The organism is Nitrincola tibetensis, assembly GCF_003284585.1.
GTDB lineage: Bacteria > Pseudomonadota > Gammaproteobacteria > Pseudomonadales > Balneatricaceae > Nitrincola > Nitrincola tibetensis.
In genome coordinates this window covers 56,714-73,740 of record NZ_QKRX01000016.1, presented here as the reverse complement: position 1 = coordinate 73,740, position 17,027 = coordinate 56,714, and the positions used below count along the sequence as shown (strand labels likewise).

The following is a 17,027-nucleotide window of genomic DNA, read 5'->3' as shown; positions in this document are numbered from 1 at the left end:
TGGATGAAACGCCGATCAAGGCAGGCAAGGCGACAAAAGGTAAACTCAAGCAAAGCTGGTTCTGGCCACTCTATGGTGATCAGGATGAGGTCGTGTTTACCTTCTCGTCCAGTCGAGGACGGCAGCATATCGAAAACACACTGAAACATCAGTTCAATGGCACGCTAATTAGTGATGGCTATTCTGCTTATGCTTCGTATGTGGCAAAGAATGAGGGAGTCATCCAAGTTCAGTGCTGGGTACACAGTCGGCGACAGTTTATTGAAAAGAGCCTGCGGCCGTACGTCAGACACTGGATCATATTGCACTGCTGTATCAAGTCGAAGACGAGATCCGAGCACAGAAATTGAGTGGTGAGAAAAAACAGTTATACCGACTTGAGCACAGCAAGCCGCAGGTGGATGCATTCTATGAGTGGTGTGAGCAACAGTTGCTGCGCAACGATTTGACGCCGAAAAGTCCATTGTTGCGAGCGGTTCATTATGTGCTGAAACGAAAGACAGCATTACGGGTGTTTTTAGAAGATCCAGACGTACCCTTGGATACCAATCATCTGGAACGAACTCTGCGTCCAATCCCGATGGAGCGAAAGGCGTGGCTATTCTGCTGGACTGAACTGGGTGCTGAACATGTTGGTATTATCCAGAGCCTGATCAGTACCTGTAAACTGCATGATATCGATCCTTATACCTATCTGACAGACGTGCAGTTGCAAGTTAATGAGCATCCGGCGAGCCGAGTGTTGGAGTTAACGCCAAGAGTTTGGAAGGAGCGGTTTGTAGATCAGCCGTTGCGGTCGGATCTTTATCGAAAAATTGAGTTCCAGTCGGCTTGATGGTTTCGCTGCATCCCTGCAGCACTCGTCCGATCCTGAGGGAAGACAGAGGCTCTCGCCTTGAGAGTTGCGGCTATCCATTGCCCCTCTGTCTGATATAACTTTATTGCCTAGTGACTTGAGTGTATATAGGAAAAAGTCCTAAATGTTGAGCTGGCTGGTGATGTTAGGCATTGCTCATGGCTATTATTGTTATGTCAATAACGTCTTAAAATGAGCGTTTACGTTTAAAAGGAGTTCCTGTGCCAGGTGATCGAAATACTGCTGATGATTGGCCACCCGAAGCCAAGTTTGCTGTTGTTATTGAAACTGCCTGTCTTTCAGAGGCTGAGCTCAGTCAATATTGCCGTGAAAAAGGCCTCTATGTTGAACAGGTTCAGCGGTGGAAAGCGGCGTGTATCCAAGGCGCATCACAACAAAAAAGCCAAGAACAACTGTTACAGAAAGAACAGCGTGATGATCGAAAAACCATTAAAAAGCTTCAAGCGGAAGTAAGACGTAAAGATCTAGTACTGGCTGAGACTACTTCACTGTTGATGCTCTCAAAAAAGCTCGAAGCCTTGTATGGAGCAGATCAGGACAACGAGGACAGCTAACGCCGTTGTCTGAGCGTACAAGGCTATTGGAATACTTTGATGAAGCGGTCAATAGTGGCGCCGCACATCAAAATGCGTCACAAATCATGGGGTTGAGTCATCGTACGTTGAAACGCTGGCGATCCGCTGATGGTGTTACTCAAGAAGATCGTCGACCTGATAGTAAACTCGGTATTCAGCCTCATCAACTGACGATTGAAGAAGAGAATGGGATCATCATGACCTGCATTTATCTGACTATCGCAGCTTGCCACCTTCACAAATAGTGCCATTCCTAGCAGATCAGGGTGCTTCAGAATCAACCCTCTATCGCGTCTTACACAAGCATTAGCAGTTGAATCATCGTGGCCGCCTAACAAAGTGGGGAGCTGGTACATTAGCTATATACCCTCAACTGTTAAAGGTCAGTATTGGTATTTATACCTTGTGATGGACATTTACAGCCGAAAGATCATTGCTTGGGAAGTTCATATTGCAGAATGAGGAGAGCTGGCCAAGCAGCTGATCGAGCTGAGAAGACTGCTGGCATAAGCCACTGGTTTTTACTCTGACAATGGTGCTCCTATGACGTCTTATACTTTAAAAGCGACGCTAGCCTCTCATAGTCGACCACGTGTTAGCAATGATAACCCTTACTCTGAATCCTTATTCCGAACCGTTAAGTATTGTCCTTCATGGCCATCAGAGGGGTTTGCGTCAATCGAAGCCTCTTTGCGCTTGAGAGGTCTCGCAAAACCAATGTTCTTGGGTCTTAGGTTGGTGATTGACGAAGGCGTTTGGTGTGAATAGGGCACAGCAGAGCTCATCCTGATTCGATTTTGCCGATCGATATTCAAATGGCTCGACGCATGCTGCAGCGCGGTCGTCGTTGGGTGCTTAGGTTCGCATACCATTGTCCTAGCTATCAGGTATACCGTCAGCTGGAAATGTTATTGAGTTGACACGTTTCATTACCACTAGCATGGCTTGAAACCAGTTGAATGGTCAGCAGGGGGGGCTTTGTGTCCAAACTAAAAATGAACATTTATTGATCAGTAATCAGCGGTTAAAAGGTTGAAAATCCGCACTGCGAGACGCTTGATACATGTTTTGAAGAAAAACGGATTAAATTTAGAATTTGAATCAGTAGACGCGGTAGTAGTAAGTTAAACTTACAGACTCAGAATAATACTAGCAAGTATACAGCTTAGCTATATATTAACTCTTCCAAAATGATCAAATTAAATGTTCATAAATATTTAAAACTTCAATATATTTTATGTTCTTTATGTTTGACTTAAAATTGCGTTGATATATAATTTTTCCTGATTTAATATGCTTTGACTTAAATAATTTATTAATGGTTTTTAGATAGAAGGTGAGTCAATAGTAGAATGCATCTAAGAATCATCAATATATCTATTCGTGCTCTAGTGATGATCAGCCGCTTCATCTTTCTATTTATGCTGGTCAAGCTATTAGACCCTACGGATGTGGGGATCTACGGGCTGGTCGTGGCGGCTGTAGGTTACTCATTGTATTTTGTTGGCTTGGATTTCTATACCTACACCACCAGAGAGATATCGAGTGCCAGTAAGCAATACTGGGGTTCCTTCCTTAAATGTCAAGGACTGTTGACTTTTCTTTTGTACATTCTTGTTCTGCCAATGCTGATATTACTGTTTTATATGGATGTTTTGCCTTGGAGCCTATTGAAATGGTTTTTTTTCCTCGTTGTGCTTGAGCATATTTGTTTGGAGTTAATGCGTTTTTTTATAGCTGCCTCAGAACAAGTGACGGCCAGTATTGTGCTGTTTCTGAATCAAGCCTTATGGGCCGTGTTGGTTATAGGATTAATGCTGTTAGATGAGTCTTTCAGACGCTTAGACTACGTATTGTTTTTTTGGCTAATGGGCTCATCTCTAGCGATTGTCTTCTCTGTCTTTAAAATTGTAAAAATGAACTTAGGCGGTTGGTCAACGGCTGTTGATTTTCGTTGGATAGTGTCAGGTGTAAAAATAGCGATTCCTATGTTGGTGGCAACCCTAGCCTTCAGAGGCGTCTTTACCTTTGATCGCTATTGGTTACAGGGCTTGGCTGGGTTAGATATTGTTGCGGCGTACGTATTGTTTATCGGCGTGGCGGGTACGTTAATTGCGTTTCTTGATGCCGCTGTATTTTCGTTTGTTTACCCTAAGCTGATACATGCGTATAAAAATGATGACTCGAAGATGTATAAAAAATGCATGCGCGAGATGTTGATTTTTGTCTCATTGTTTAGTGTGTTATTTTTGATTGGTAGCCTATTGGTATTTCCATACTTGCTGAACTGGATCGACAAACCCGTCTATTTTCAATTTTTTGATATCTACTATTGGGTTTTAGCTGCAATGATCATCAATGCATTTTGGATGATTTTTCATTATGCGCTGTATTCACAGCGGCATGATAGGCACATCGTTTATTCTCATCTAGCTTCTATTGGCTCATTTTTGATTTTAGCCTTTGTTTTTTCAAGCATTTGGGGTTACTACTCTATACTGGCTGCTTTGTGTGTTTCCCAGCTAGTCATTCTCATCTGGAAGCTATCAGCATACGTATATTTAACACCTAAGCGTTTTTTTGGTATAAGTAGCGCATAACGCTCAATCATTAAAGGAATAAGTATGATTCCCTACGGCCGTCAAGATATTACGGAAAGTGACATCAAGGCAGTGATCGATGTTTTGAAATCGTCGAACCTGACTCAGGGGCCCGCTGTTCCAAGGTTTGAACAGGCGGTACTTAGGCATTGCAATGCAAAATACGCCATTGCAGTGAACAGTGCGACATCCGCTTTGCATATAGCCTGCCTTGCATTGGGGCTAGGGGAAGGAGATTGGCTCTGGACAAGCCCTAACACCTTCGTAGCTTCGGCCAATTGCGGATTGTATTGCGGTGCAAAGGTTGATTTTGTTGATATAGATCCCAAAACCTACAATATGTCCGTGGCGGCTTTAGAGCATAAGCTCATTGAGGCTGAACAAAATGGCACCTTGCCTAAAGTCGTTGTGCCAGTGCACTTTAGTGGCCAGCCCTGTGATATGAAAGGCATCAGTGCACTGGCAAAGAAATACGGTTTCAAAATTATTGAGGATGCTTCACATGCTATCGGTGGCAAGTATCTGAATGAACCTGTTGGTAACTGTCGTTTTAGCGATATTACTGTATTTAGCTTTCATCCTGTCAAAATCATTACGTCGGCTGAAGGAGGGATGGCCGTCACGAATAGTGAATTCTTGGCAGAAAAAATGTCCTTACTTCGTAGTCATGGTATTACGAGAACGCCAAGCTTAATGACCAAGCCAATGGAAGGGTCCTGGTACTACCAACAAGTTGATCTTGGCTTTAATTACCGGATGACGGATCTGCAGGGTGCGCTCGGTGCAAGCCAGATGGATCGTCTAATGCATTATGTTGCGCGTCGGCACCAAATAGCGAAACGCTACAACACGCTATTAGCGGATTTACCCTTGGTCACACCTTGGCAAGACAAGGATGGCTATTCCGCCTACCATCTTTATGTCATCCGCTTAAAGTTGGATCAAATCAAACTTTCGCATGTTGACGTCTTTGAAGCGTTACGTGCTAAAGAAATCATGGTGAACTTGCATTATATCCCTGTTCATACTCAACCCTATTATGAAAAAATGGGCTTTAAACAGGGCGATTTTCCTGAATCAGAGCAATACTATGCAGAAGCGATCAGTATTCCAATGTTTCCTACCTTAACAGATGATCAGCAGGATTATGTGGTTGATGCGCTTAAAGAACTATTGCTGACATGAAAGTAGCGATAATACCAGCTCGTGGCGGCAGCAAGCGCATTCCTCGCAAAAATATTAAAGACTTTTGCGGTAAGCCAATGATTGTTCGCTCAATTGAGGCAGCGTTGCAGAGTAACTGTTTTGATCGAGTAGTTGTATCAACTGATGATGTAGAAATTGCAGGCGTTGCTAAGGCATATGGAGCCGAAGTTCCTTTTATACGACCTGCCGAGCTGAGTGATGATTTTACTGGCACTCAGCCTGTTATTGCTCATGCAGTCAATAGCTTACAAAAAGAAACGGATAATCCTATTGATCTTGTTTGCTGTATTTATGCAACAGCGCCTTTTGTTCAAAGCATGTACTTGCAAGCAGGGTTAGAGCAACTTTTGCAGCAGCGCGCTGAGTTTGCTTTTAGTGTGACCAGTTATGCCTTTCCTATACAACGCGCTTTAAAATTGACTACTGCCCAAGGGGTAGAAATGTTTTACCCTGAACACTTTCATACACGCTCCCAAGATTTGGAAGAAGCATGGCATGATGCAGGTCAGTTCTATTGGGGAACAGCTGACGCTTGGCTCAGCGGTAAGCCAATCTTTGGTAATTATTCCACTCCTGTGGTGTTACCACGTCACTGCGTTCAGGATATTGATACGCCGGAAGACTGGGAACGGGCGGAGTGGTTATTTAAAGCGATGCAAGCGACGCAGGGAAATCCATGAAGATCGTTTTCCGGGTCGACGCATCTACCCAAATAGGCACAGGCCATGTTATGCGTTGTCTGACGCTCGCGGATGCTTTAAGTGAGGCTGGGGCGGGTTGTTATTTTATATATCGTGAACATGAAGGGCATTTAGGTGCTTTGATTGAGCAGCGCGGCCATCAAGCCCTTGCCTTGCCTTTACAAGCCTGTAAACCTGATGAAACACCTGCTGACTCACTTGCCCACGCCGCATGGCTTGGTGCCAGCCAGCAGGAAGATGCGCGTGAATGTGCTCTGCTATTGCAGACTCTGCAGCCCGACTGGTTAATCGTTGATCATTATGCACTGGATAGAGTTTGGGAGTCCCAGTTACGGCCTTATTGTCGCCAGCTAATGGTGATTGATGATTTAGCTGATCGCCAACATGATTGTGACCTGCTGTTGGATCAAACCTATGGTCGCGACACTCAAGACTACATAGACTGGGTTCCAAGCCACTGTGAATTGCTCTGCGGCTCAATGTATGCGCTGCTTCGTCCGGAGTTCACCCACTGGCGTGAATACAGCTTAGCGCGTCGTAAAGATGCTAGGTTGCAGAATATTTTGATCAATCTCGGTGGTGTCGATAAGGGCAATGTGACGGGCCAAGTGCTAGATGCGCTTCATAGTTGTTCATTGCCATCGGATTGCGCTATAACAGTGGTTATGGGGGCAACTGCCCCTTGGATCAATGAGGTCAAAAAACATGCGAAAACAATGCCTTGGCCGACTCAAGTGAAAGTAGGTGTAAGCAATATGGCAGAATTAATGGCCAATAGTGACTTAGCCATAGGGGCAGCGGGTTCTACCTCTTGGGAGCGTTGTTGCTTAGGTTTGCCGACGCTTATGCTGGTATTGGCTGAAAATCAGGAGATGATCGCTAATCGATTAAGTAGCCAAGGTGCATGTACTTTTTTAAAAGTAGATAATTTGAACACATCCATTCATCACTTACTTTCGAATTTTGTGCCAGAGAGTCTTACTCGTATGACGCTTGAGTGCCTGCATGTAACGGATGGTGGCGGAGCAAAGCGTATTATTCAGCATTTAGGCCTGTCAATATGAGTACTTTTACAGGCTCTTTGAAAAGAGTGGAGCATCGCGATTTGCCCTTGTTAATTACCTGGCGCAATCATCCCGATGTTAGGGCTTATATGTATAGTCAACATCAAATCTCGCCAGCTGAACACCAACAGTGGTTTGACCGACAAAGTCATGATCAAAATAGTCATTTGTTCATTTATTCCGAGGAGAGTCAGCCCTGTGGTTTTGCTCAGTTAAGGGTGGCTAAAGAGCGTGCTGAATGGGGGTTTTACCTTGCGCCGGAAGCGAAAAAGGGAACAGGCACAAGGTTGGGTAAAACTGTTCTCGATTGGGCCTTTCAGAATTTGAATCTACATAAAGTGTCGGGCGAAGCTCTAGACTTTAATCATGCATCAATCCGATTTCATCATAAACTGGGGTTTGTTGATGAGGGACGTTTGCGAGATCATATTAAAATCAATGAAACCTTCCATGATGTACTCTGCTTTGGACTCCTTGAATCAGAGTGGGCAATTAAAAGAGAAGCTTTATGACATTGAAAACCCTAAATATTGCTGGACGACGAATTGCACTAGATCAGCCGCCTTACATCATTGCGGAACTTTCTGCTAATCATAATGGTAAGCTTGAGACAGCACTGAAAATTATTGAAGAAGCTAAAAAGGCAGGCGCAGATGCAGTTAAACTGCAGACGTATACAGCTGATACCATCACTTTGAATTGTGATTCCGAAGAGTTTCAGATTCGGGGTGGTTTATGGGATGGCAAAACGCTTTATCAACTCTATCAAGAAGCGCATATGCCTTGGGAATGGCATAAACCTCTGTTTGAGTATGCAAATACATTAGGAATTACGATTTTCAGTTCCCCCTTTGATACGACAGCCGTTGATTTATTGGAAGACTTGAACGCACCTGCTTATAAAATTGCTAGCTTTGAAGCGGTGGATTTACCCTTGATAGAATATGTAGCACGAACAGGTAAGCCTATGATCATTTCGACAGGGATGGCGGATGAGAGGGAGATTCAAGAAGCAATAGATGCAGCAAAAGGGGCAGGTTGTAAAGAGCTGGCTATATTGCACTGTGTTAGCGGCTATCCAGCACCTGCGGAAGATTACAATCTCCGCACGATTCCCGATATGATTCAGCGTTTCGGGCTGGTAACAGGATTGTCTGATCACACGCTGGATAATACAACAGCCATCACTAGTGTTGCGCTGGGAGCTTCTATCATTGAAAAACACTTTACCCTAGATCGCAATGGTGGTGGACCTGATGATAGCTTCTCACTGGAACCCAAGGAGTTAGCCGAACTCTGCCGGAATAGTAAAACAGCTTGGCAAGCCTTAGGCAAAATTGACTATGGCCGTAAATCGAGTGAACTGGGTAATGTGAAATTTAGGCGTTCGCTTTATTTTGTTAAGGATATGAAAGCGGGTGATGTCATTACAGAGGATTGTATTCGTAGCGTTAGGCCAGGGTATGGTGAGCTTCCAAGAGAGTATCATCAAATAATAGGAATGAGAGCTAGTTGCGATATATCAGCAAACACGCCAGTGAAAAAAGAGAACTTATTATAACTTATATTTTGATGATTAGATGAAATTGAATATTGACGACTACTGTACTCATTTTTTAAAGGCGGCTAGAAATCAGTCTGCTTTTGATGTTTTCTACTATGATTTTTTTAATAAGTCAGCCAAGGAGTATGGATATATTCCTAGACCTGCTTTGTGGATAACAAAAAAAACGAAATTTATTGGTTTTGTTATAAGCTGCTCGAGAGTCGTCGGTTTTTTGTGGAAGTATCTAGCCTTTTTCTACTTCATATTAAAGCTGATCATGATTTTAAGCAGGCGAAAAGGAAGAGTAGCCCTTTCCGGATCATTGGTTGATAAGCTTGTATTAGTGGTTTGTAATAGAACACTTGAGGTTGTAAAACAAGCGGCTCCTAAAGATGAGGAGACCTTCTGGCTAGCAGTTCCTAATTTTAATAATACTAACAGCCCCCTTAAATGTGTTAGTGCACAGTCGGTTCTGACCTTTTTTGAACTGCTGAAGGCTTTTTATATTACCCTAAGAGTGCACTTATACTTAATTAAAGAAAATGATCCTTCTGTTTTATTTCAAAGCTATACAGCGTTAGACTGGATTGTCACCTATATGGCTCTGAATAAAATAAACCCTGGTACTCTTGTTACAGCAGAGCATCATGACCGTTGGGCTGTTTTGCTTGATACTTACTGCGAACATCGTAAAAAATCAACACAGGGTCAGGCTAGGCTTATTCTAGTTCAACATGGTCTGGAGTTTACTGCAACCTATGAAAAAATGGCTATGTTAGGTTATCCAGAAGGACTTCCATATAAGTTAGAAAATCTTAATAGTATCTATACATACAATTCTGATCAATTTAATATTTTCAAATGCCATATACTTAAAAAAGACGCTAAAGTAGCTGAACCTTTATGCATATTCTATGAGTATAAACTGCTTCTATCAGATATCGATTCAGAAAGAAAGACACTGTTAATTGTTGGCAATACACTCTGTGAAGATTTTCATCTCGATTTGTTTTCGAAGTTAAGCAGTAATTTTGAAATCGATTTTTTTTACAAACCGCATCCAGTTCAAAAATCCAGTGACGCTGTTATTAATGCGGAATGGTTTTTTATTGAGGATAAAGAGTATTACCCAGCAGTTGATTTAGTAGTTTCCTATCCTTCTACATTGGTAAATGAATATAGAGCGTTAGGGGTTACAGTGATAGAGCACGATTTTCAATCAACTGATTTGTTTGTTGATGAATTAATATATACTCTTGAAAATGAGTTAAGGTGGAAAAAATTTAGTTTTTGACCTTCTTTTCTCCGAAACGTATAATTTTTATGTTTGGTAAAAATTTAGCTTTATATGGATGGAAATTGTTAGATTGCCAAAAGCGTTTATTTTAAAACTAATGGAGTATTGAGTTTGGCTAAAATATGTACTCGATGTATTATGAATACATCAGACCCAAACATTGCATTCAATGACGAAGGTATTTGCAACTACTGCAATAACTTTGAAGCCAGCATCAAACCCAGTTGGGATACTGGCGCGAAGGGCGCGTCTGATTTGCAGCAATTAGCAGACTCAATTCGCCAAAGCGCTAAAGGCCATGACTTTGACTGCATCATCGGTCTATCGGGTGGTTTAGACAGCTCCTACGCCGCCTATATTGCAAAAGAAAAAATGGGCTTACGGCCCTTGCTGTTTCATGTCGATGCCGGGTGGAATACTGACCAAGCGGTTGGCAACATCGAGAAACTGGTCGATGGCTTAGACTTAGATCTGTATACCGAAGTTGTGAACTGGGAAGAAATGAAGCGCCTTCAGGTTGCCTTTCTACGTTCAGGCATTCCAGATCAAGATCTGGTGCAAGACGCCGCCTTTTTCTCTGGCCTCTACAAGTTTGCCCGTCAGAACGGCATCAAGCACATTATTACCGGCTCTAACTTTTCGACCGAGTGCTGCCGTGAGCCAGAAGAGTGGGGCGGTTACCTTGGTATTGATAAAACCCTCTTTGGGGATATTTGGAAACAGTTTGGTGAAGGTGACCTGAAAACCTTTCCCTTAACAGATATACTGGTTTATAAGCTCTGGTATCAAAAAATACTGGGCATGAAGGTCCATCATCCGCTCAACTTAGTGCCTTATGTCAAAAAAGACGCCGAGGATGAATTGGAGCGCCTTTTCGGTTGGCAGCGGTTTAAGCATAAGCACCATGAATCTCGCTTTACTCGGTTTTATGAAGACTACTGGCTACCTCGCCGTTTTGGTTTCGAAAAACGGCGCGCTCACTTTTCGAGTCTGATCATGACGGGCCAGATGACACGAGAAGACGCATTGGATCGTATCTCTCGGCCTGAAATGGATGAGCATTTTTTAGAGCAAGAGTTTGAGTATGTTGCGCATAAACTGGGCTTATCGGTTGACGAACTGCAAGCCTTATTCGATATGCCGAAAAAAACCTATCGTGATTACAAAAATAAACGATGGTTAATTGGTGTAGGCGCGAATGCCTTGCGTCGGTTAGGTTTAGAGAAGAGGTATTTCCGTTGATCCGAATTGTGGATTATGGTGTGGGCAATATTCAGGCGTTTATGACCCTGTTCAAACGCTCAGGCATTCAGGCAGAACGTGCGATCACCCCAGAGGATTTGAAGGATGCCACCCGTTTGGTAATTCCGGGTGTGGGTCATTTCGATCATGCGATGCAGCGGCTGAATGACTCAGGCATGCGAGCCGCATTGGATGCGTTGGTGCTTGAGCAGAAGGTGCCCGTGGTGGGCGTTTGCGTAGGGATGCAGATGCTAGCCGAAGGGTCTGATGAGGGACAGTTACCCGGGTTAGGTTGGATACCCGGTCGTGTGAGAGCCTTTGCCGATCATCCACAAAGTGCCGCCCTGCCGATGCCGCATATGGGGTGGAACACACTGGAGCCTCAGCCCAATTCCTTACTTTTTTCCCGTGGCTTTGATGCGGCTCCGCAGTTTTATTTTCTGCATTCCTATTATTTTGATGCCGCGGATAAAAAGAATGTTGCAGCACGCGCGCAGTATGGCCTGGATTTTGATGCTGTGGTTTCGCAGGGGCATATTCATGGCGTGCAGTGTCATCCTGAAAAAAGCCATCATTGGGGTGTTCAGTTGCTAAAGAATTTTGCGGAGCTGTCTTAAATGCTGAGACCTCGAATTATTCCTTGTTTGCTTGTGCATCAAGGTGGATTGGTTAAAACCCAGCGCTTTAAAGACCCCAAGTATGTCGGAGACCCGATTAATGCGGTTAAAATCTTTAATGAGAAAGAAGCCGATGAGTTGATGGTGCTCGACATTGATGCGGCGGTAAAAGGCGCTGCACCAGACTTTAATATGATCGCCAAATTAGCCGCTGAATGTCGTATGCCTCTGTGCTACGGTGGCGGTGTGACGTCTGCAGAACAAGCCTCACGTATCATTGATATGGGGGTCGAAAAAGTCGCCGTTAGTTCTGCAGCCATTCGCAATCCAACATTGTTGACTGAAATAGCTGCAGCGGTAGGTCGTCAGTCTGTGGTCGCTGTGTTGGATGTGCGTCAGAAAAAAGGCTTTTTCGCCAAGGGATACGAGTTGTGTATTCACAATGCCACCCAAGCGGTTAAGTCAGATCCTTTGGACATGGCAAAGCAGTTGCAAGACGCAGGTGCTGGTGAGATCGTTATTAATTTTGTCGATCAAGATGGCCTCATGCAGGGCTATGATCTGGAGTATGCAGCTGAGTTCAAAAGTCGACTAAGAGTACCGGTTACGTTTCTTGGAGGAGCGGGTTCACTTGATCACCTACACCAGTTGATTTCGAAGCTTGGGGTTGTGGGTGCGGCGGCTGGCAGTTTGTTTGTTTTTAAAGGCAAGTATCGCGCGGTATTGATTAATTACCCGTCACCAGAGCAGAAAATACAGCTCTGTCGCGATGCATTAAATATGAAGGGATGAGGAGTCAGTTTTGTTTACAGATAAAGTCTTGTTAATAACGGGAGGCACTGGCTCCTTCGGTAATGCGGTACTGAATGGATTCTTAGACACAGACATTGCCGAAATCCGTATTTTTAGCCGTGATGAAAAAAAACAGGATGATATGCGTAAGCGGTATTCGCATCCTAAATTAAAGTTTTACATTGGGGATGTGCGCGATTATCAAGCGGTGTTGAATGCTACGCGTGGTGTGGATTATATTTTTCATGCAGCGGCACTTAAGCAGGTCCCGTCTTGTGAATTTCACCCGATGGAAGCGGTAAAAACCAACGTCATTGGGACTGAAAACGTATTAGAGGCCGCCATTCAGAACGAAGTCAAGCGCGTGGTGTGCTTAAGCACCGATAAAGCCGTTTATCCAATTAACGCCATGGGTATTTCTAAGGCGATGATGGAAAAGGTCATGGTAGCGAAGTCACGCAATGTCGACCCGACGAAGACCGTGATTTGCGGTACGCGGTATGGCAACGTGATGGCTTCTCGGGGCTCGGTTATTCCACTGTTTGTCGATCAGATGCGGGCTGAGCAGCCATTGACCCTTACCGACCCAAACATGACCCGTTTTATGATGACCTTGGCGGATGCAGTCGACCTCGTGCTCTATGCCTTCGAAAAGGGGAATAACGGCGATATGTTCGTGCAAAAGGCTCCCGCCGCGACCGTTGAAGTCTTGGCCCATGCGTTGTCGGATCTGTTGGGCAAGCCAAATTATCCGATTAACATCATCGGCACCCGTCATGGAGAGAAGCTCTATGAAGCGCTGCTCAGCCGTGAAGAAATGGCCTGCGCCGAAGATTTAGGGGGGTATTATCGCATTCCACCCGACCTACGTGATTTAAACTATTCCAAGTTTGTTGAGCAGGGCGAAGAAAAAATCTCGCACGCGAGTGATTACAATTCGCACAATACTCAACGTCTTGATGTTGCGGGTATGCAGCAACTGCTCTTAAAGTTGGAGTTTATTCGTGAACTGCGTGAAGGCCGTTACGTAAACCCAGAGGAGTAAACAATGCGTGTTTTGGTAACGGGGGCCGATGGATTTATTGGCAAAAATTTGTTGGTGCATCTGTCAGAACGCAAGAATGTTGAGGTGATTCGCTTTACCCGTGAACACTCAGCAGATGATTTAGCATCGATGCTCGTGGGCGTGGAGTGTGTGTTTCATTTGGCGGGCATTAACCGTCCACAAGATCCTGAAGAGTTTGAGCGTGGTAATACAGGCTTAAGTCAGCAATTAGCGGATGCGTTTGTGGCGTCGGGTTGTAAAGCGCCCATTCTTTATACCTCTTCTATTCAGGCTGAACTGGATAATCCTTATGGCGTGTCAAAGCGTGAGGCAGAAGAGGCCTTGTTGACTCTGCGTGATCAACACCAGGTACCGGTTTCGGTATTCCGTTTGCCGAATGTGTTTGGTAAGTGGGCAAAGCCGAACTACAACTCAGCTGTAGCGACCTTCTGCCACAACATCGCGCATCATTTACCCATCCAAATTAACGACCCAGCGGCAATGATCAACCTCGTCTATATAGACGACGTTATCGCGCATTTTTTGGCGTTGATGGATAAAAAACAACCGGGCGAGGCCTTCGAAACCGTTCAGCCAACTTATCAGGTGTCGGTCGGTGAGCTGGCCGAACAGCTTTACCGTTTCCGCGACAGCCGCGAAACACTAGTGACGGAGCCTGTGGGTGTCGGATTAGTGCGCGCCCTCTATTCAACCTATCTGAGTTATGTTCCGAAAGAGCGCTTTGCGTACGAGGTGCCCAAGTACGGCGATTCGCGCGGGGTGTTTGTGGAAATGTTAAAAACCCCGAATGCGGGGCAGTTTTCATATTTCACGGCGCATCCTGGTATTACCCGTGGCGGTCATTATCACCATACTAAAACGGAAAAGTTTCTGGTGATCAAGGGCACCGCCCGTTTTAAGTTCTGCCATATGCAGACTGGCGAGTTTCATGAGTGGGTGACCACGGGGGACAAACCGGAGATCGTGGAGACCATGCCAGGCTGGACGCACGATATTACCAATATCGGTGATGATGAAATGATTGTTATGCTCTGGGCGAATGAGATCTTTGATCGGGAAAAGCCAGATACCTATACCTGCCCATTAACACCGACCGACGTGTAACCTCGGTTTTGAAGACTAGAGTGATATATGACTAGCGTGGTAAAAAAACTTAAAGTAATGACGGTGGTGGGGACTCGCCCAGAAATCATCCGTTTGTCGCGTGTGATCGCCAAATTGGATGCGCATTGTGAGCACATATTGGTGCACACGGGCCAAAACTACGACTACGAGCTAAACGAGATTTTCTTTCAGGATCTCGGTATCCGAAAGCCCGATTATTTTTTGAGCGCGGCAGGTGCGACCGGTGCGCAAACCATTGGTAATGTGATCATTAAGGTGGACCAAGTACTGGCTGAGGTTAACCCTGAAGCATTGCTGGTATTGGGCGACACCAACAGCTGCATGGCGGTACTGCCAGCGAAACGGCGTAAAATTCCAACCTTCCACATGGAGGCGGGTAACCGTTGTTTTGATATGCGCGTGCCGGAAGAAATCAACCGCCGCATTGTCGATCACACCGCCGACATTAACATGAGCTACAGCACCATCGCACGGGATTATCTGGTGGCCGAAGGCCTACCGCCAGATCGCATTATTAAAACAGGCAGTCCGATGTTCGAGGTATTGAGCGTCTACCGCGAAGGGATTGAAGCGTCGGATGTGCTGCAACGTTTAGGTTTGAAAGAAGGGCAGTTCTTTGTGGTGAGTGCGCACCGTGAAGAAAACGTAGATTCCGACAAGAACTTTATGAAGCTAGTAGACGTGCTGAATAGGGTCGCAGAACATTACGATCTTCCCGTCATTATGTCGACGCATCCCCGCACGCAAAAGCGTGTGGACGCCTTGGGGGTAAGCTTTCATGCCAATGTGCAATTGTTGAAGCCGCTTGGTTTTAAAGACTACAACAAGCTGCAGTTGAGTGCGAAGGCCGTCTTATCCGACAGTGGCACGATCAATGAGGAGTCCTCCATTCTGAACTTCCCCGCCTTGAACATTCGCGAAGCGCACGAGCGCCCAGAGGGTATGGAAGAAGCGGCGGCGATGATGGTAGGGCTTGAGGTTGAACGGGTGATGCAAGGCTTGGCGATTCTGGACACTCAAGGCCGTGGTGAACAGCGTGATTTACAACTCGTCGGCGACTACAGCATGCCGAACGTATCAGATAAGGTGGTACGGATTATTCACAGCTATCGCGATTACGTTATGCGTACTGTTTGGAAAGAATATTGATGTTTAAACGTTTGGATTTGGCCGTGATAAACCGCAGTTTTTGGCCGGTCTATCCTGTTATTGGTGAGGCATTGATGCGCTTTTCCGAACAGCAAGCCAAAAAACAGTCTGTCGGTGTCATTCTGCAGGACCATGCGGATCTAAAGACGCATCTTGCCAAAGAGAAACGCGGCGATGGTGTGCAGTTTTTCCCTTGCCATGCGTTTTCTGTATCGGGTAGCAGCATTTTGCGTCGAGCTATCGATGCCGTATTTTTTATGCTGTGGGTGGCGGCCGTGTTGCTCATTAAACGCCCCAAAAAAGTCTATGTGTCCACCGACCCCCCTGTGTTAGTGCCTTTTATTGTCATGCTCTACTGCAAGTTGTTTCGGGCGAGTTATGTGTATCATTTACAAGATATTCACCCTGAAGCGGCCAATGTGGTTATCCCTGTGCGGCCAATACTCTATCGCCTCTTATTGTCGATGGATGCGTTAACCATGCGTCATGCACAGTTACTGATCACCATCACGCATGAGATGGCCGACGAAATAAAACGTCGTTCGGGCACGACTGCCCCTATTCAGGTGCTATCCAACCCGTCTGTTTCGTTTGATCAAGTTGTCGTCCCACCAAACAAAGAGTTGGGCTTTACCTTTTGTGGCAATGCGGGTCGTTTACAGCGTATCCCTCTACTGATTCGTGCCATTGATCAATACGCATCAGCAGGCGGAACCTTGCCGTTCGTGTTTGCGGGGGCAGGAGTCTTTGCGGGTGAGTTACAGCAATTGGCGGATAAACATGACAATGTCACGTATAAGGGATTGGTGTCTGCCTCTGATGCGGCGCAGTTGAATGCAGAATACAGCTGGGCACTTTTACCGATTGAAGACGAAGTGACACGGTTTGCCTTTCCTAGTAAATCCTCCTCCTATGTCTTTGCGGGAGCCAATATCGTGGCGATATGTGGTGCCCATACCAGTGTTGCGTCTTGGGTGTTGGATAACCGGCTGGGTGTGGTGATTGAGCCAGATGTTGAAAAGCTCTGTTCCTTCTTCTTTGACGTTGAGCGGCATGCTGTGGATGTGTCGGTGTTTGATACTGAACGCAAGGGGCTCAAAGAAAGTCTGGGATTTGATGTGTTTGTGAAGCAACTAACCGATTTAGTCATTAACGAAGGAGAGGGCTAGG

17 protein-coding genes and 1 pseudogene are annotated in these 17,027 nt (G+C 45.3%); all 18 read left to right on the top strand.

What is annotated here, in order from left to right; genetic code table 11:
- A pseudogene (gene tnpC, locus DN062_RS18935) lies at nucleotides 1–835 on the top strand (IS66 family transposase); the annotation flags it as partial.
- 242 nt (nucleotides 836–1,077) lie between these two features.
- Nucleotides 1,078–1,431 (top strand): hypothetical protein, encoded by a 354-nt coding sequence (locus tag DN062_RS16390; RefSeq protein WP_112160378.1) that lies wholly within the window; start codon nucleotides 1,078–1,080, stop codon nucleotides 1,429–1,431.
- Nucleotides 1,432–1,436: 5 nt separating this feature from the next.
- Nucleotides 1,437–1,697, top strand: coding sequence for a hypothetical protein (locus DN062_RS16385; protein ID WP_112160377.1), 261 nt, complete (start codon nucleotides 1,437–1,439; stop codon nucleotides 1,695–1,697).
- 298 nt (nucleotides 1,698–1,995) lie between these two features.
- Nucleotides 1,996–2,220, top strand: a complete 225-nt coding sequence (locus DN062_RS18490; RefSeq protein WP_133256774.1) for a hypothetical protein — start codon at nucleotides 1,996–1,998, stop codon at nucleotides 2,218–2,220.
- Between the two features lie 584 nt (nucleotides 2,221–2,804).
- Complete coding sequence (locus DN062_RS16380; protein ID WP_112160376.1) at nucleotides 2,805–4,052, top strand: MATE family efflux transporter; 1,248 nt, start codon at nucleotides 2,805–2,807, stop codon at nucleotides 4,050–4,052.
- 24 nt (nucleotides 4,053–4,076) lie between these two features.
- Complete coding sequence (gene pseC, locus DN062_RS16375; RefSeq protein ID WP_112160375.1) at nucleotides 4,077–5,237, top strand: UDP-4-amino-4,6-dideoxy-N-acetyl-beta-L-altrosamine transaminase; 1,161 nt, start codon at nucleotides 4,077–4,079, stop codon at nucleotides 5,235–5,237.
- Nucleotides 5,234–5,938, top strand: coding sequence for a pseudaminic acid cytidylyltransferase (gene pseF / locus DN062_RS16370; protein WP_112160374.1), 705 nt, complete (start codon nucleotides 5,234–5,236; stop codon nucleotides 5,936–5,938). The genes pseC and pseF overlap by 4 nt, the downstream gene beginning before the upstream one ends.
- Complete coding sequence (pseG, locus tag DN062_RS16365) at nucleotides 5,935–7,023, top strand: UDP-2,4-diacetamido-2,4,6-trideoxy-beta-L-altropyranose hydrolase (RefSeq protein WP_112160373.1); 1,089 nt, start codon at nucleotides 5,935–5,937, stop codon at nucleotides 7,021–7,023. The genes pseF and pseG overlap by 4 nt, the downstream gene beginning before the upstream one ends.
- Nucleotides 7,020–7,535 carry a UDP-4-amino-4,6-dideoxy-N-acetyl-beta-L-altrosamine N-acetyltransferase gene (pseH, locus tag DN062_RS16360; RefSeq protein WP_205126761.1) on the top strand — a complete coding sequence of 172 codons (516 nt, stop codon included), beginning with the start codon at nucleotides 7,020–7,022 and terminating at the stop codon, nucleotides 7,533–7,535. Before pseG ends, pseH begins: the two co-directional genes overlap by 4 nt.
- Nucleotides 7,532–8,584 (top strand): pseudaminic acid synthase, encoded by a 1,053-nt coding sequence (gene pseI, locus DN062_RS16355; RefSeq protein WP_112160372.1) that lies wholly within the window; start codon nucleotides 7,532–7,534, stop codon nucleotides 8,582–8,584. Before pseH ends, pseI begins: the two co-directional genes overlap by 4 nt.
- A 19-nt stretch (nucleotides 8,585–8,603) precedes the next feature.
- On the top strand, nucleotides 8,604–9,863 hold the full coding sequence (locus tag DN062_RS16350) for a hypothetical protein (protein WP_112160371.1): 1,260 nt from the start codon (nucleotides 8,604–8,606) through the stop codon (nucleotides 9,861–9,863).
- 108 nt (nucleotides 9,864–9,971) lie between these two features.
- The gene (locus DN062_RS16345; protein ID WP_112160370.1) at nucleotides 9,972–11,108 is read left to right on the top strand and encodes an N-acetyl sugar amidotransferase; all 1,137 of its coding nucleotides are present in this window, start codon (nucleotides 9,972–9,974) and stop codon (nucleotides 11,106–11,108) included.
- On the top strand, nucleotides 11,105–11,725 hold the full coding sequence (gene hisH, locus DN062_RS16340) for an imidazole glycerol phosphate synthase subunit HisH (RefSeq protein WP_112160369.1): 621 nt from the start codon (nucleotides 11,105–11,107) through the stop codon (nucleotides 11,723–11,725). The genes DN062_RS16345 and hisH overlap by 4 nt, the downstream gene beginning before the upstream one ends.
- Nucleotides 11,726–12,517: an AglZ/HisF2 family acetamidino modification protein gene (locus tag DN062_RS16335; protein WP_112160368.1), complete on the top strand. Its 792-nt coding sequence runs from the start codon at nucleotides 11,726–11,728 to the stop codon at nucleotides 12,515–12,517.
- Between the two features lie 10 nt (nucleotides 12,518–12,527).
- A complete protein-coding gene (locus DN062_RS16330) occupies nucleotides 12,528–13,562 on the top strand; it encodes a polysaccharide biosynthesis protein (protein WP_112160367.1) in 1,035 nt (344 codons plus the stop codon).
- Nucleotides 13,563–13,565: 3 nt separating this feature from the next.
- Nucleotides 13,566–14,687: a UDP-2-acetamido-2,6-beta-L-arabino-hexul-4-ose reductase gene (wbjC, locus tag DN062_RS16325; protein ID WP_112160366.1), complete on the top strand. Its 1,122-nt coding sequence runs from the start codon at nucleotides 13,566–13,568 to the stop codon at nucleotides 14,685–14,687.
- A gap of 27 nt (nucleotides 14,688–14,714) precedes the next feature.
- The gene (gene wecB / locus DN062_RS16320) at nucleotides 14,715–15,857 is read left to right on the top strand and encodes a non-hydrolyzing UDP-N-acetylglucosamine 2-epimerase (protein ID WP_112160365.1); all 1,143 of its coding nucleotides are present in this window, start codon (nucleotides 14,715–14,717) and stop codon (nucleotides 15,855–15,857) included.
- Nucleotides 15,857–17,026 carry a glycosyltransferase family protein gene (locus tag DN062_RS16315; RefSeq protein ID WP_112160364.1) on the top strand — a complete coding sequence of 390 codons (1,170 nt, stop codon included), beginning with the start codon at nucleotides 15,857–15,859 and terminating at the stop codon, nucleotides 17,024–17,026. The genes wecB and DN062_RS16315 overlap by 1 nt, the downstream gene beginning before the upstream one ends.
- Nucleotide 17,027: the final 1 nt, after the last annotated feature.